This window comes from Salinarimonas ramus, from assembly GCF_014645695.1.
GTDB lineage: Bacteria > Pseudomonadota > Alphaproteobacteria > Rhizobiales > Beijerinckiaceae > Salinarimonas > Salinarimonas ramus.
On the sequence record NZ_BMMF01000008.1, the window covers coordinates 84,524 to 99,987 of the forward strand.

13 protein-coding genes are annotated in these 15,464 nt (G+C 71.1%); 6 read left to right on the top strand and 7 right to left on the bottom strand.

The genetic code is table 11. The features are described 5' to 3' along the window. Window positions 1–4: 4 nt before the first annotated feature. Together IEX89_RS14160 and IEX89_RS14165 are read right to left on the bottom strand one after the other, a co-directional pair. On the bottom strand, window positions 5–1,363 hold the full coding sequence (locus tag IEX89_RS14160; RefSeq protein WP_210317638.1) for a cytochrome-c peroxidase: 1,359 nt from the start codon (window positions 1,361–1,363) through the stop codon (window positions 5–7). Next, window positions 1,360–2,640 carry an ROK family transcriptional regulator gene (locus tag IEX89_RS14165; protein WP_188913881.1) on the bottom strand — a complete coding sequence of 427 codons (1,281 nt, stop codon included), beginning with the start codon at window positions 2,638–2,640 and terminating at the stop codon, window positions 1,360–1,362. The genes IEX89_RS14160 and IEX89_RS14165 overlap by 4 nt, the downstream gene beginning before the upstream one ends. A gap of 225 nt (window positions 2,641–2,865) precedes the next feature. Here IEX89_RS14165 and xylF point away from each other — a divergent pair, with 225 nt between their 5' ends. From xylF to IEX89_RS14195, 6 genes are all read left to right on the top strand, one after another. After that, window positions 2,866–3,909: a D-xylose ABC transporter substrate-binding protein gene (gene xylF, locus IEX89_RS14170; RefSeq protein WP_188913882.1), complete on the top strand. Its 1,044-nt coding sequence runs from the start codon at window positions 2,866–2,868 to the stop codon at window positions 3,907–3,909. A gap of 145 nt (window positions 3,910–4,054) precedes the next feature. Beyond that, complete coding sequence (locus IEX89_RS14175) at window positions 4,055–5,356, top strand: sugar ABC transporter permease (RefSeq protein ID WP_188913883.1); 1,302 nt, start codon at window positions 4,055–4,057, stop codon at window positions 5,354–5,356. Next, window positions 5,353–6,141 (top strand): ATP-binding cassette domain-containing protein, encoded by a 789-nt coding sequence (locus tag IEX89_RS14180; RefSeq protein ID WP_188913884.1) that lies wholly within the window; start codon window positions 5,353–5,355, stop codon window positions 6,139–6,141. Before IEX89_RS14175 ends, IEX89_RS14180 begins: the two co-directional genes overlap by 4 nt. Before the next feature lie 37 nt (window positions 6,142–6,178). Further along, complete coding sequence (gene xylB, locus IEX89_RS14185) at window positions 6,179–7,615, top strand: xylulokinase (protein WP_188913885.1); 1,437 nt, start codon at window positions 6,179–6,181, stop codon at window positions 7,613–7,615. Then, window positions 7,612–8,916 (top strand): xylose isomerase, encoded by a 1,305-nt coding sequence (xylA, locus tag IEX89_RS14190; protein WP_210317642.1) that lies wholly within the window; start codon window positions 7,612–7,614, stop codon window positions 8,914–8,916. The genes xylB and xylA overlap by 4 nt, the downstream gene beginning before the upstream one ends. Before the next feature lie 11 nt (window positions 8,917–8,927). Further along, a complete protein-coding gene (locus IEX89_RS14195) occupies window positions 8,928–10,664 on the top strand; it encodes a CRTAC1 family protein (protein ID WP_188913887.1) in 1,737 nt (578 codons plus the stop codon). A gap of 20 nt (window positions 10,665–10,684) precedes the next feature. On the opposite strand, the gene IEX89_RS14200 is transcribed toward IEX89_RS14195, so the two are convergent. From IEX89_RS14200 to IEX89_RS14220, 5 genes are all read right to left on the bottom strand, one after another. Beyond that, window positions 10,685–11,704 (bottom strand): sensor histidine kinase, encoded by a 1,020-nt coding sequence (locus IEX89_RS14200; protein WP_244645467.1) that lies wholly within the window; start codon window positions 11,702–11,704, stop codon window positions 10,685–10,687. Beyond that, window positions 11,688–12,245, bottom strand: a complete 558-nt coding sequence (locus IEX89_RS14205; protein WP_244645442.1) for a methanogen output domain 1-containing protein — start codon at window positions 12,243–12,245, stop codon at window positions 11,688–11,690. The genes IEX89_RS14200 and IEX89_RS14205 overlap by 17 nt, the downstream gene beginning before the upstream one ends. A gap of 116 nt (window positions 12,246–12,361) precedes the next feature. Continuing rightward, window positions 12,362–13,591 carry a mannonate dehydratase gene (uxuA, locus tag IEX89_RS14210; protein ID WP_188913889.1) on the bottom strand — a complete coding sequence of 410 codons (1,230 nt, stop codon included), beginning with the start codon at window positions 13,589–13,591 and terminating at the stop codon, window positions 12,362–12,364. Between the two features lie 62 nt (window positions 13,592–13,653). After that, window positions 13,654–14,934: a TRAP transporter large permease gene (locus IEX89_RS14215; RefSeq protein WP_188913890.1), complete on the bottom strand. Its 1,281-nt coding sequence runs from the start codon at window positions 14,932–14,934 to the stop codon at window positions 13,654–13,656. A gap of 3 nt (window positions 14,935–14,937) precedes the next feature. Continuing rightward, window positions 14,938–15,453, bottom strand: coding sequence for a TRAP transporter small permease (locus IEX89_RS14220; RefSeq protein ID WP_188913891.1), 516 nt, complete (start codon window positions 15,451–15,453; stop codon window positions 14,938–14,940). Window positions 15,454–15,464: the final 11 nt, after the last annotated feature.

The following is a 15,464-nucleotide window of genomic DNA, read 5'->3' on the forward strand; positions in this document are numbered from 1 at the left end:
CGGCTCAGCGATCGACGGGGAGCCCGCTCGGCACGCTCTCGGGAATGCCGAGCCGCCCCGCGATGGCCGCCTCGTCGGTGAGGCTCTCGAGGAAGGCGACGAGGGCCGCGACCTCGTCGTCGGCGAGGGCCCGGCCCTGCGTCGCGGCCATTGCGGCCTGGACGATGGCGGCCGTCTCGCTCGGATCCTGGAGCGCGGCGAAGTCGGGCTTCGTCGGCTCGAACGCCGGCAGTGTCGCGTCCGGCGCGTAGGCCGAGAGCCCCGAAGCGGGATCGGCGTGGAAGCGCACGAAGCCCGCCAGATTGGAGTGCGCGCCGGCATGCCCCCAGGGGCCCGTGCGGGCGACGTTGCGGAGCGAGGGCGTGCGGAAGGCGTAGGCGTCCGCGGGATCGTTCGTCACGCGCATGCGGCCGACGTCGCGCGAATGGCTCTCGAAGCGCTCGGCCTTGCCCGGCCCGAGCTGCGGCGCGCCCATGGCGTGGAAGCCGTGGTCGGTCTGGAAGGAGCCCGCATGGCAGGCGGCGCAGCCGGCCTCGCCGTAGAACAGCGCCATGCCCGCCTCGGCCTCCGGGGCGAGCCCCGCCTCCCCGCGCAGATACGCGTCGAAGGGCGAGGCGTCCGAGCGCCATTCGAGCTCGACGAAGGCGCCGATGGCGTTCGAGATGTCGGTGAAGCCGATGGCGCGGCCTTCCGCGATCTCGGGATAGGCCGCCTCGAAGAGGGCCTGGTATTCCGGGATCGCCGCCACGCGCCGCGAGATCAGGTCCCAGGCGCCGCCTTCGCCGGTGATGAGGCCCTGGCGCACGGCGCGGGATATCTCGTTCTCGGAATAGTGCCCCGCCATCTCGTCGGGCGAGAGGACGGGGAACATGGTCTGCGCCGAGAGCAGCGTGTCGAAGCCCGCCACCATCTCGTCCTCGAGCGGGGTGCGCAGGCCGGACGGGCGGGAGGGATCCTCCTCGATGCGCCCGTCGTGGAACATCACCGTGAACTCGTGGGCGCCGAGGTTGAACAAAGCCGGCGCATTGCGCGGGATGCGCTGCTCGGGGAGGTTCTCGGGATCGACGACGCGATCGGGCCCGAGCCCGACGCCGCCCTCCCCCATCCCCAGCGAGAGTCCGTCGGAGGTGCCGAACTTCGGATGATGGCAGGTGCCGCAGGAGATGTTGCGGTTGCCCGACAGGATCGGATCCCAGAACAGGAGCCGCCCGAGCTCCGCCGCCGCGCGATCGACGGGGCGGTAATCGGCATCGACGGGCGCACGCGGGAGGTCCAGCGCCACCGCCGGCGCGGCGAGGACGAGGAGGAGGGCCGTAGCGACGGTCGTCCATCCGGGGCTTCGAATCGTCTCTTCGCGCATCATGCCACCTCTCTCGCCGCGCCCGCGCCCAGCATCGCTTCCGTCGTGGCCGACAGCGCCAGCGCCGCCGCGCCGTGGGCCCAGAGCAGGTCGCCCCAGGCGTGGACCTCGATGGGCGGCAGCGGGCGGCTCGCCGGCAGGACGAGGCTCGCGACCTCCGAGAGCGTGTCTGCCGCATAGAGGTAATCGTAACGCATGCGCTCGCCGGAGAGAATGATCAGGTCGGGATCGAACAGGTTGATCACGTTGGCGAGGCCGACCGCCAGATAGCGCCCGGCGCGGCGGAAGATCGAGCGCGCCGCGACGTTGCCGGCCTTGGCGTGGTCGAAGAGCGATTCGAGCAGCACGCTCGTGGGCTGGCCGTCGCGCATGGACCAGTCGAGCGCCGTCGTCGCCTCGCGGGCGAGCGCGTAGTCCGCGATGTAGGCCTCGAGGCAGCCGCGCTGGCCGCAGCGGCACAGTGCGCCGTCGAGATGCACCTTGGTGTGGCCGAGCTCGGTGCCGAGCCCGCGCGCGCCGCGATAGAGCCGGTGGTTGATCACGAGCCCCATGCCCACGCCGTGCTCGATGGTCACGACGGCGAAATCCGACAGGGCCCGCCCCGCGCCGAACCAGAGCTCGGCGAGCGCCACCAGGTTCGCGTCGTTGTCGATGTGGACGGGCAGGCCGAGCCGCGCCTCGACCGCGGCGGCGAGCGGCACGTCGCGCTCGCGCAGGACCGGGGACCAGTGAACCCGCCCCTCCGCCGCCTCGACGAACCCCGGGACGCCGAGGCCCACCGCCGCGAGGTCGCCCCGCGCGATGCCCGCCGCCTTCACCACCCGCTCGAGCAGCGTGTCCGCCGCCTGCGCGAGATCGGCGAGGCTGCGCCCGCCCATCTTCTCGACGAGGCTCGCGGAGGCGACGAGGCGCCCGGCGAGATCGACGACGACGGCCGTGTGCTCCCGGTCGGAGATCTTCATGCCCGCCACGAGCCGCGCGCCGGCGCGCACGCCGAGCGCCACCGGCGGTCGCCCACGCCCCGCCGCGTCCCCGTCGCGCGGGACGGTCACCTCCTCGATCAGCCCCGCCTCGATCAGCTCGGAGGTGATGGCTGTGACGCTCGCGGGGCTGATGCCGAGATCCTTGGCGATCTTGACCCGTGCCAGGCTGCCAGCGGCCCGCACCCGCTCGAACACCTGCTGGCGCAGCGGACGCTGGCCCTCGGCGAGCGGGCGCAGGAGCGGACCCACGCCCTGGCGCTCCTCGTCGATCCGCATCGCCGCCGCCTCGGCCCGCATTTCGTGCATCTCCTGAACTAATGGAACCTTTCGCGGTGCCGCGTTTGAGCCCATTGTAACGTTTTTTGTGCAGTGCGAGAAGAAGTCGACCTCCTCACCAAAGGTAGGACACGATGGAACGTCATTTTTATTTTGACAACTGAAATTATCCGCGACACTCTTCCGGCCACGGCGCAAAGCCGGACGCGGCCATTCGTTCGGCCGCGCGCAACGGGAGGAAACGCGATGCGCAAGATCGCTCTGAAGTTCGCATTCGCCGCCGCGGTCTCCGCGGTCGGCTTCATGGGCACCGCCCACGCCCAGGATCCGATCACGGTCGGCGTGAGCTGGTCGAACTTCCAGGAGGAGCGCTGGAAGACCGACGAGGCCGCCATCCGCGCCGCCCTCGAGGAAGCCGGTGCCGAGTACGTCTCCGCCGACGCCCAGTCCTCGTCCGCCAAGCAGCTCTCCGACATCGAGAGCCTGATCGCCCAGGGCGTCGACGCGCTGATCATCCTGGCGCAGGACGCCCAGGCCATCGGCCCGGCCGTGCAGGCCGCCGCCGACGAGGGCATCCCGGTCGTGGGCTACGATCGCCTGATCGAGGATCCGCGCGCCTTCTACCTGACCTTCGACAACGTCGAGGTCGGCCGCATGCAGGCCCGCGCTGTGCTGGAGGCCCAGCCCGAGGGCAATTACGTCATGATCAAGGGCTCGCCCACCGACCCGAACGCGGACTTCCTCCGCGGCGGCCAGCAGGAGGTGCTCCAGGAGGCGATCGACGCCGGGCGCATCACCATCGTCGGCGAGGCCTACACCGACCAGTGGCTCCCGGCCAACGCTCAGCGCAACATGGAGCAGATCCTCACCGCGCAGAACAACGAGGTCGACGCGGTCGTCGCCTCCAACGACGGCACCGCCGGCGGCGCGGTCGCGGCGCTGACCGCCCAGGGCCTCGACGGCACGGTTCCCGTGTCCGGCCAGGACGGCGACCACGCCGCGCTCAACCGCATCGCCAAGGGCACGCAGACGGTCTCCGTCTGGAAGGACGCCCGCGACCTCGGCCGCGAGGCCGGCGAGATCGCCGTGTCGATGGCCCAGGGCACCGAGATGTCCGACATCGAGGGCGCTCAGCAATGGACCTCGCCGGGCGGCACGACGCTGTGGGCGAAGTTCCTCGAGCCGGTCCCGGTGACGCAGGACAACCTCGACGTCGTCGTCGACGCCGGCTGGATCTCGCAGGAGGCGCTCTGCCAGGGCGTGGAGAACGGCCCGCCTCCCTGCAACTGATCCGACCCGGCGCATCGCGCGACCTCCCGCACGCGTCCCGCTCCGGCGGGGCGCGTGCCCATCGGGCCGCGCGGACGTCCATCGGGCGCCGTGAACGCCCCTCGCCGACATCCCCCGTGCACGCTCCCCCGTGAAGGACGCGCCGATGAAAGCCGCCACGGCTCACGCCCCCGCGACCCCCAAGAAGAAGAGCGTTCTCGCCGCGCTCGAGATCGACACGCGCCTGCTGGGCATGATCGGCGCCTTCGTGGTGCTGTGCCTCGCGTTCAACTTCTTCACGGACGGGCGCTTCCTGACCCCGCGCAACATCTTCAACCTGACGATCCAGACGGTGTCGGTGGCCATCATGGCGACGGGCATGGTCTTCATCATCGTCACGCGCCACATCGATCTCTCGGTGGGCTCGCTGCTTGCGACCTGCTCCGCCGTCATGGCCATGGCGCAGACGGCGATCCTGCCCGATCTGCTCGGGGTGGGGCTCGACAGCCCCGTCGTCGCCGCGCTCGCCATCGTCGTGGGCCTCGTCTGCGGCACGGCGATCGGCGCCTTCCAGGGCTGGCTCGTCGGCTACCTCGTCATCCCCGCCTTCATCGTGACGCTGGGCGGCCTGCTCGTGTGGCGCAACGTCGCCTGGTACCTCACCAGCGGGCAGACGATCGGGCCGTTGAACGAGACCTATCTGCTCTTCGGCGGTATCAACGGCACGCTCGGCGAGACCTTGTCGTGGGCCTTCGCGCTCGTGGCGACGGTCGCCGCGCTGTGGGCGCTCGTCGCCTCGCGTCGCAACAAGGTCGCCCACGAGATGCCGGTGAAGCCGATGTGGGCGGAGAGCGCCATCGGCGTCCTGATCGCCGTGGCGATCTTCGGCTTCGTGGCGCTGCTCGTCGCCTACGAGATCCCCTCGGGCCGGCTCGAGCGCATCTTCGAGGCCCGCGGCGAGGTGCTGCCGGAGGGCTATTCCGCCGGCTACGGCATCCCGTTCTCCGTGTTGGCCTTGATCGTGCTCGCGGTGGTCCTCACCACGGTGGCGCGCAAGACCCGCTTCGGCCGCTACGTCTTCGCCACCGGCGGCAATCCGGACGCCGCCGAGCTGTCGGGCATCAACACGCGCATGCTCACCGTCAAGGTGTTCGCGCTGATGGGCTTCCTGTGCGCGCTCTCGGCGGTCGTCGCCTCGGCACGCCTGACGAACCACACCAACGACATCGGCACGCTCGACGAATTGCGCGTCATCGCCGCCGCGGTGATCGGCGGGACGGCGCTGTCCGGCGGGGTGGGCACGATCTACGGCGCCATCCTGGGCGCGCTCATCATGCAGTCGCTCCAGTCCGGCATGGCGATGGTGGGCGTCGACGCGCCCTTCCAGAACATCGTCGTGGGCATGGTGCTCGTCGTCGCCGTCCTCGTCGACATCCTCTATCGCAAGCGCACGGGAGGGAAGGCATGAGCACGGATCGCGGCACGGATCGCGGCCAGGATCGCGGCGCCCCGCTCGTCGAGCTGCGCGACATCTCCATCGCCTTCGGCGGCGTGCAGGCGGTCGACCACGTCACGGTCGATCTCTATCCCGGCGAGGTCGTGGGGCTGCTCGGCCACAACGGCGCCGGCAAGTCGACGCTGATCAAGTGCCTGTCCGGCGCCTACCGGATGGATTCCGGCGAGATCCGGATCAACGGGAACAAGGTCGAGATCAACAACCCGCGCGACGCGCGCCGGCACAACATCGAGACGATCTACCAGACGCTCGCGCTCGCCGACAATCTCGACGCCTCCGCCAACCTCTTCCTCGGTCGCGAGATCACGAACGCGCTCGGCATGATCGACGAGGCGCAGATGGAAGCGGAGACGCGCCGGATCATGGGGCGGCTCAACCCGAACTTCCGCAAGTTCTCCGCGCCCGTCTCGGCGCTGTCGGGCGGGCAGCGCCAATCGGTGGCGATCGCGCGCGCGGTCTACTTCAACGCCAAGATCCTGATCATGGACGAGCCCACCGCCGCGCTCGGGCCGCAGGAGACGCAGATGGTGGCCGAGCTCATCGACGAGCTCAAGCGCCAGGGCCTCGGCATCTTCCTCATCGACCACGACATCCATCAGGTGAAGCAATTGTGCGACCGCGCGGCCGTGATGAAGAACGGCCAGCTCGTCGGCATCGTGAAGGTGGACGAGGTCTCCGAGGACGACCTGCTCGGCATGATCATCGCGGGCAAGCGCCCCGAGCATCTCGCGGCCTGACGACGGGCGATCCTTCGGACGAAGAGGCGGCGGTACCATGCAGTTCATCGGGCTCGATCTCGGCACGTCCGGGCTCAAGGGCGTCCTCGTCGACGAGACGCAGGCGGTCCTCGCCGAGGCGACGGCGCCGCTCGCGGTCTCGCGCCCGCACGAGGGCTGGTCGGAGCAGAACCCCACCGACTGGCTCGCGGCGGCGGAGAGCGTCATGGACGCGCTCGCGCGCCACGGCCTCTCGGACGTGCGCGGCATCGGGCTCTCGGGCCAGATGCACGGCGCGACCCTGCTCGACGCCGCCGACGAGGTGCTGCGCCCCTCGATCCTGTGGAACGACACGCGCGCCCACGCCGAGGCGGCCGCGCTCGACGCGGATCCGCGCTTTCGTGCGCTGACGGGCAACATCGTCTTTCCCGGCTTCACCGCACCCAAGCTCGCCTGGGTGGCGCGCCACGAGCCGAAGCTCTTCGAGCGGGTGGCGAAGGTCCTCCTGCCGAAGGACTACCTGCGCCTCTGGCTCACGGGCGAGCACGTGGCCGAGATGTCGGATGCCGCCGGCACGAGCTGGCTCGACACCGGGCGGCGGGACTGGTCGGACGATCTGCTTTCCGCGACGAACCTCTCGCGCGCGCACATGCCCCGCCTCGTCGAGGGCTCGGAGGTCTCCGGGCGGCTGCGCCCCGCGCTCGCGGCCCGCTGGGGGCTCGGCGAGGGCGTCGTCGTCGCCGGCGGCGGCGGGGACAACGCGGCCTCGGGCATCGGCGCGGGCGTGGTGAAGGCCGGCGAGGCCTTCGTCTCGCTCGGCACGTCCGGCGTGCTCTTCGCCGCGGCGGAGGGCTACGCGCCGGCGCCCGAGACGGCGGTCCACACCTTCTGCCACGCGCTGCCCGACGCCTGGCACCAGATGGGCGTCATCCTCGCGGCCACCGACGCGCTCAATTGGTACGCCCGCCTCGTCGGCACCGACGCGGCGGAGCTGACCGGCGGCCTCGGACGCCTTCGCGCGCCCGGCCGCACGCTGTTCCTGCCCTATCTCGGCGGCGAGCGCACGCCCCTCAACGACGCCGGCATCCGCGGCGCCTTCCTCGGCCTCGAGCACGAGACCGATCGCGAGGCCGGCACCCGCGCCGTCCTCGACGGCGTCGCCTTCGCCCTGCGCGATTGCCGCGACGCGCTCGCGGCGACGGGCACGCGCATCGACCGGCTGATCGCGCTCGGCGGCGGCAGCCGCTCCGAGACCTGGCTGTCGGCCATCGCCACCGCGCTGGACGTGCCCGTCGACGTCCCCGCCGCCGGCGATTTCGGTGCGGCCTTCGGCGCCGCGCGCCTCGCGATCATGGCCGCGACCGGCGCCGGCGCCGAGATCGCCACCCCTCCGCCGATCGCCCGGCGCATCGCACCGGACGCCGATCTCACCACCGCCTACGACGACGCGCATGCGCGCTACCGCGCCGCCGCGCGAGCCATCGGGAGCTTCTGATGACCGACTTCTTCTCCGGGATCGACAAGGTCCGCTATGCCGGCCCCGACAGCGACGCGGAGCTCGCCTTCCGCTGGTACGACCCCGAGCGGGTCGTCATGGGCAAGCGGCTCGAGGAGCACCTGCGCTTCGCGGTGGCCTATTGGCACTCCTTCGCCTGGCCGGGCGGAGACCCGTTCGGCGGCCAGACCTTCGAGCGGCCGTGGTTCGCGGACGACATGAAGGCCGCCAAGCTCAAGGCCGACGTCGCCTTCGAGCTGTTCGAGATCCTGGACGCGCCCTTCTTCTGCTTCCACGACGCGGACGTCCGCCCCGAGGGCGCGACCTTCGCCGAGAGCCGGCGCAATCTCGAGGAGATCGTCGATTACTTCGCCGGCAAAATGGAGAGCTCGAAGACGAAGCTGCTCTGGGGCACGGCGAACCTGTTCTCCCACCGCCGGTGGATGGCGGGCGCCGCGACGAACCCCGATCCGGACGTCTTCGCCTATGCGGCGGCGACGGTGAAGTCCTGCATGGACGCGACCCACAAGCTCGGCGGGCAGAACTACGTGCTCTGGGGCGGGCGCGAAGGCTACGAGACGCTGCTCAACACCGATCTCGGCCGCGAGAGCGAGCAGGCCGGGCGCTTCCTCTCGATGGTCGTCGAGTACAAGCACAAGATCGGTTTTCCGGGCACGATCCTCATCGAGCCCAAGCCCCAGGAGCCGACGAAGCACCAGTACGACTACGACGTCGCGACGGTCTACGGCTTCCTCAAGCGCTTCGGGCTCGAGAACGAGGTGAAGGTCAACATCGAGCAGGGCCACGCCATCCTCGCCGGGCACTCGTTCGAGCACGAGATCGCACTCGCGGCATCGCTCGGCATCTTCGGCTCGATCGACATGAACCGGAACGACTACCAGTCGGGCTGGGACACGGACCAGTTCCCCAACAACCACTCCGAAGTGGCGCTCGCCTATTACGAGATCCTGCGCGCCGGCGGCTTCACCACGGGCGGCACGAATTTCGACGCGAAGCTGCGCCGCCAGTCGCTCGATCCCGTGGATCTCGTCGCGGCGCACGTGGGCGGCATGGACGTGTGCGCCCGCGGGCTGATCGCGGCGGCCGCGATGCTGGAGGACGGCGGGCTCGAGCGCATGCGCGCGGAGCGCTACGCCGGCTGGGACCGGCCCGATGCGAAGGCGATGCTGACCTCCGATCTCGCGTCCATCGCCGCCCGCGTCGAGGCCGAGAACCTCGACCCGCAGCCGCGCTCGGGCCGGCAGGAGCGCCTGGAGAATTGGGTCAACCGCTTCGTGTGAGGAGAAAGCGCATGGACGAGGGGCGCGACGTCTTCTCCTTCCCTGTAGGGGAAGGTGGATCGGCGCGCAGCGCCGAGACGGATGGGGCACGCCGGAAGGCGTGCTCGGCGAAGCCGAACGAGCCGCGTGGCACGGGCAGGCGACGGACCCCACCCCTTGCTCGCTTCGCGAGCCTTACCCTCCCCTACAGGGAGGGACGGGCGCTCGCCCTGCCTCTCGCGATCCTCCTCCTCGCCCCCCTCCCCGCCCAGGCCGGCGAGCCGGTCTTCGTCGACCGCGCCGGCGATCTCCCGGTCGTCCACGTCTACGACGGCGGGTGGGAGCATTTCGTCGGCGGCGGGGTGGCGGTGCTCGACTGCAATGGGGATGAGAAGCCCGATCTCTACGTCGCCGGCGGCGCCAACCCGGCCGCCCTCCTCGTCAACGTGACCGAGGGTCCCGGCGCGCCGATCCGCTTCGTCGAAGGCGCGCAGGATGGCGCGCTCGGAGGCGATACCGGCGTCACCGGCGCCTACCCGCTCGACGTCGACGGGGACGGCGTCCTCGATCTCGCGGTGATGCGGGTGGGAGCGAACCGGCTCCTGAAGGGCGGGCCGGATTGCGGCTTCACCGATGCCACGGCACAATGGGGCTTCGACGCCGGCGAGCGCTGGTCCACCGCCTTCTCCGCCACCTGGGAGCCCGGGCGCGCGCGCCCGACGCTCGCCATCGGCAATTACGTCGACCGCAGCGACCCGAACGGCCCCTTCGAGGCCTGCGACGTCAACGAGCTGCATCGCCCCGAGGGCGAGCTTTACGGCGCGCCCGTGCTGCTCGAGCCCGGCTTCTGCGCGCTCTCGATCCTGTTCTCGGACTGGAGCCGCAACGGCCGGCCGGAGCTTCGCGTCTCGAACGATCGCCACTACTACGTCCGCGGCGGCTACGAGCAGATGTGGCGTCTCGATCCGCTGGAGGAGCGCGTCGCCGCCGACGGCTGGCCGCGGATCTCGCTGTGGGGCATGGGGATCGCCAGCCGCGACGTCACCGGCGACGGCCTCTCGGAGGTCATGCTCACCTCCATGGGCGACCAGCTGATGAAGCTCAACCGCGGCGACGGCTACGAGAACGCACCCTATTCCATCGGCACCTACGCCCAGCGCCCCTTCCTCGGCGACGACGGGCGCCCCTCCACCGGCTGGCACGCCGAGTTCGGCGACGTCGACAACGACGGGCGTGCGGACCTCTTCATCGCCAAGGGCAACGTCGACCAGATGCCCTCGAACGCCATGAAGGACCCCAACAACCTGCTCATGCAGACGCCGGAAGGGATCTTCGTGGAGCGCGCCGCGGAGGCGGGCGTCGCGACCACCGATCGCGCGCGCGGCGCCGCGCTCGCCGATCTCGACGGCGACGGGCGCCTCGACCTCGTCGTCGTCAACCGCCGCGCGCCCCTCGAGATCTGGCAGAACGCGACGCCCGAGACCGGCGCCTGGCTCGCGGTGACGCCGCGCGAGGCAGGGCCGAACGTCTTCGCGGTCGGCGCCTTCGTCGAGGTGCGCACCGCGCGCGGCGTGCAGGTGCAGGAGATCACCGTCGGCGGCGGCCACGTGGGCGGCCGGGCGGGCCCGCTGCATTTCGGGCTCGGGCCGGCCGAGGCGGCCGAGCTGCGCGTGATCTGGCCCGACGGCACGGCCTCGGAATGGGTCGAGGCGCCGGTGGCGCGTCGTTTCGAGGCGATCCGCGACGGCGAGACGCTCGTCCTGCGCTGAGCGAGAGGCCGAGCGCGGCGTCAGCGCGCCGCGGCGATGCGGCGGCGCACGTCGACGATCACGCGCGCGCCCTCCCCGCGCTCGACGTGGATGGCGCCGCCGAGCTGGCGCAGCAGGCCGCGCACGAGGCCGAGACCGGAGGAGCGTCGGCCCGTCTCCGGCAGATCGAAGCCGAAGCCCCCGTCCGCCACGGCCAGGCGCAGCTCGTCGCCCCGCGAGCGCAGGTCGAGCGCCAGCGCGGCGGCGTGGTCCGGCCCGTATTTCAGAGCGTTGGCGACGAGCTCGTTGAGGATCACGGCGAGCGGCGCGGCGATGTCGTTCTCCACCTCGCTGTCGTCGCCCGCGATATCGGGGACGACGCTCGAGCCGTGGGCGGCGAGGACGGCGTTGCCGACGACCTCGAGGAAGCGCCGCGCCGGCAGCCCGCGCAGGTCGTCGGCATGGTAGAGCATCTGCTGCACGGCGCCCACCGCCACGAGCCGGCGCTCGGCGGCGGCGAGCGCCTCGCGCGCCTCGGGATGATCGACCCCGCGCCGGGCCGTCGCCACCGTGCCCACGAGCATCTGCACATTGTTCTTCACGCGATGATGGAGCTCGCGCATCAGGAGCTCGCGCTCGGCGAGGGATTCGCGCAGGCGCGCCTCGACGTGCCGGCGCTGGCGGACCTCCGCGTCGAGCTCCTCGAGCTTGGCCTGGAGCACGCCGAAACGGTCGAGCTCGCGCAGCGCGAGGCGCAGCATGACGAGCGCCGGCTCGCCCGCGTGACCCGGCACGACGAGGTTCGCGAAGGCCTTGACGCGCCCGCGCTCCGGCAGGACGACGCCGCCGACGAGAGGCTTCGTCGCGCCCTCGGCCCGGGCGAGGAGGCCCGCGAGCGAGCCCGCCGCCGCCGCGCCGATCACGTCTGCGAGCGTCGCGCCCGCCCCGAGCTCGTCGCGCGCGGCCCCGTTCGCGAACGCGATCGCGCCGTCGCGGGAGAGGACGAGAACCGGCTCGATGAGGGCGTCGAGGGCGACGCGGGTCTCACGGGAGGGGCGCATCGCCACGCCTGAAATATTCGCGCGTGTCGGAGCCGGCGGCGTCCGAGGGGCGAAGATGGATCGTCACCCGGCATCCCGGTGCGCCCAGCGCGATGGTCTCGTCGAGGGAGACCGCGGCATAGCCGAGGTTCTGCGCCGCGAGATGGCCGAAGACGTTCGAGGTCATCATGCACAGCGAGGGCCTGTCGCGGACCATGTCGCCGAACGGGCAGGCCCGGTTGCCCAGCACGATGCGGTCCTCGCTCTCCTCGATCACGTAGAAGTCGCCCTCGATTCGGCGCTTCAGGTCGACGAGAGCGGCGGCCACCTGCTCGCGATCGAGGCGCTCGACGGCGAGCGCGCGGCGATACTCGCCGTCGAGCCGCTCGCCCATGGCGGCGCCGACCACGCTGATGTAGCCGGACGCCTCCTCCAGGCCGACGACGTCCTCGAGCGTGCCGGAGAGCTCGCGCAGGAGCCGGCGCATGAAGACGTCGCGGTCGAGCGGGATCTCCGTCTCGGCCGCGCTCCTCTCGTCGGACGCCACCCGCGTCGTCATCATGCACTCCCTCGGCGTCTTAATTTCGCTGGAGAACATAACGCGGAGAGTGGCGGCGTGGTGCACCGCGCGCAAAATAAAGTTTTGTGAAGAGAACGTGCGGTCGAGGCGGTGCGCCCTCACGCCCTCCCGGTCGCGGCGGGATGGGCGAGCGCGCGCACGACGCCGCGCAATTCGGCGAGGCCGCGCATGCGCCCGGCGATCGGGTAGCCGGGCTGCGCGCCGCGTCCGATGTCGGTGAGAATGTCGTGCCCGTGATCGGGCCGGAACGGGATCTCGGCATCCCCGCGCCCGGCCGCGCGCCGGGCCGCCTCCTCGTCGAGCGCGGCGGCGACGAGGGCGACCATGTCGACGTCGCCGTCGAGGTGCTCGCTCTCATGGAACGAGCCGCGCACCGAGCCGCTTGCGGCGTCGCTCTCGCGCCGGACGTTGCGCAGGTGCAGGAAATGAACCCGCCCGCCGAGCCGGCGCATGATCCCGGGCACGTCGTTGTCGCGGCGCGCGCCGAGCGAGCCCGAGCAGAGCGTCATGCCGTTGGCGGGCGAATCGACAGCGTCGAGCACGCGGCGGAAATCGTCCTCGGTGGAGAGGATGCGCGGCAGGCCGAGCAGCGGGAAGGGCGGATCGTCCGGGTGGCAGCACAGGCGCATGCCGAGCCGCTCGGCGGCGGGCGTCACCATCTCCAGGAAGGCGACGAGATTCGCCCGCAGCCGGTCCGGGCCGATGGCGGCGTAGCGCTCGAGATGGGCGCGCACGTCGGCGAGGCCCATGGTCTCGGCGTCGCCCGGGAGCCCGGCGGTGACGGCCTGCGCGACGGCGCGGCGCGTCTCCTCCGGCATCGCCGCGTGTCGCGCGGCCGCGGCCTCGCGATCGGCATCGGAATAGTCGTCGTGCGCGCCGGGGCGCTCGAGCACGTGGAGGTCGAAGGCGACGAAGTCGATCCAGTCGAAGCGCAGGCACGTGCCGCCGTGGGGGAGCGGGTGGTGCAGGGCCGTGCGCGTCCAGTCGAGGACCGGCATGAAATTGTAGCACACGACCCGGATGCCGGCATCGGCCAGGTGCCCGAGGCTCGTGGTCCAAGCCTCCACGTGGGCGCGCCATTCGCCGGACTGGCGCTTGACGTCCTCGGAGACGGGCAGGCTCTCCACCACCTCCCAGGCGAGGCCCGAGGGCCCGCCGTCGCGGCGCGTGGCGATCTCGCGCTGGCGCCGCGCGATCTCGCCCGGCGTCCAGACGGCGCCCGGCCGGACGTGGTGGAGCGCGCTCACCACGCCCTCCACCCCCGATTGGAGCATGTCGTCGATCGTCGCGACGTCGCGGGGACCGAACCAGCGCCAAGTCTGCCTCATCGAGTCTGCCTCATCGAGTCTGCCTCATGGTGTTCGTCTCGTCGTTCTTGGCGCTCTGGCGCTCATTGGAAGGCGATGCGCGGCAGGAAGAGGACGAGGTCCGGGAAGGCCAGGAGCACGACGACGAGGGCGAGGATCGCCGCCACGAAGGGCGCGCTCTCGCGCACGTAGTCCTCGACCTTGCAGCCGAGCAGGCTGCAGACCGTGTACATCGCCACGCCCACCGGGGGCGTCATCGAGCCCAGCGTCACGATGGTCATCATCAGGATGCCGAAATGGACCGGGTCGAAGCCGACGCGCTCGACGATCGGCACGACGATGGGCGTGATCAGCAACACGATGATCGTGCTCTCGAAGAAGAGCCCCGCCACGAACAGCGAGACGAGGATCGTCGCGACGATGAGGTAGGGCTCGCTGATGCCCTCGAGCAGGAGCCGCGTGACGTCCTGGGGCACCTGCAGGAAGACGATGGCGTAGCCGATCATCCCCGACATCAGGATGATGAGCATGATGAGCCCGATGTCGGAGACCGCCCGCGCGAAGGCGCGCGCGATGGCCTGCGGGTTCATCGCCCTGTGCGCCAGGACGCCGACGAGGATCGCGTAGACCACCGCGAAGGCGCCGACCTCGGAGGGCGTGAACACGCCGCCGCGGATCGAGACGACGAGGAGCACGGGAAACAGCAGCGCCCATTTCGCGTCCCACGCCGCGCGCCCGAAGCTGCGCCAGGTCGGCGGCGTGCTGTCGGCCACCGTGTAGCCGCGCTTCCTCGCGACGAGCCAGGCCGCGACCATGAGGAAGAGCATCATCAGGATGCCGGGCACGATCCCCGCGAGGAAGAGACGCCCGATGGAGACCTGGCCCACGTAGCCGTAGAGGATGAGCCCGATGCTCGGCGGGATCGTCGCGGTGATCAGCGAGGAGAGCGCGATCACCGCGGCCGAGTAGCCCTTCGAGTAGCCCTGCTCGATCATGCGGGGCCCGAGCACGCGCGCCTGCATCGCGGCGTCGGCCACGGCGGAGCCGGAGACGCCGCCCATGAGCGTCGAGAGGATGATCGAGACCTGCGCGAGGCCGCCGGCGATCCAGGCCACCGTGACGTGGGAGAACTTGAAGAGCCGCTCGGTGATGCCGCTCTCGTTCATCAGGTGCCCGGCCAGCACGAAGAACGGCACGGCGAGCAGCGGGAAGCTCTGCGACACCGCAGCGATCCGCTGCACGCCGATGGAGGTCGGCATGATGTCGGAGGTGAGGAAGAAGGTGAAGCCCGAGAGCCCGATGGCGAAGGCCACCGGCGCGCCGAGGAGGAGCAGGACGACGAAGACGCTGCCGATGAGGAGCATGGGTCAGGGCTCCTGCCGGGCGAGGGGCTCGGCGTCGATGCGGGAGAAGACGAGGAGCTCGCCCCGCGCCCGCTCGCGCCACGCCTCGACGGCATTGGCGAGGATGGCGAGGGTGAGGAAGAGGCAGCCCACCGGCACCGCGATGGTGACGTAGGCGTAGGAGAGCCCGCTGTCGCCGAACAGCCGCTCGCGGTTGAGCAGCGTCAGCTTCGTGCCCTCTACCGCGATCACCGCCATGAAGGCGACGAACAGGACGGCGAGCGCGATCTCGATGACGAGACGCGCCCGCGGCGAGACGCGGCGCACCAGGAGATCGACGCCCAGATGCGCCCGCTCGCGCATGGCGCGCGAGGCCCCGACGAAGCACAGCCAGATGAAGAGCAGCTGCGCCAGGTCGACGGACCAGATCAACGGCCGGTCGAAGAAGCGCATCACCGCCGCCACGAAGACGAGGACGACGATGATGCCGAGGAGGATCGAGCCGACGACGAGCTCGAGCCGCGCGAGGAGGTGCGACATGGCCGTTCAGG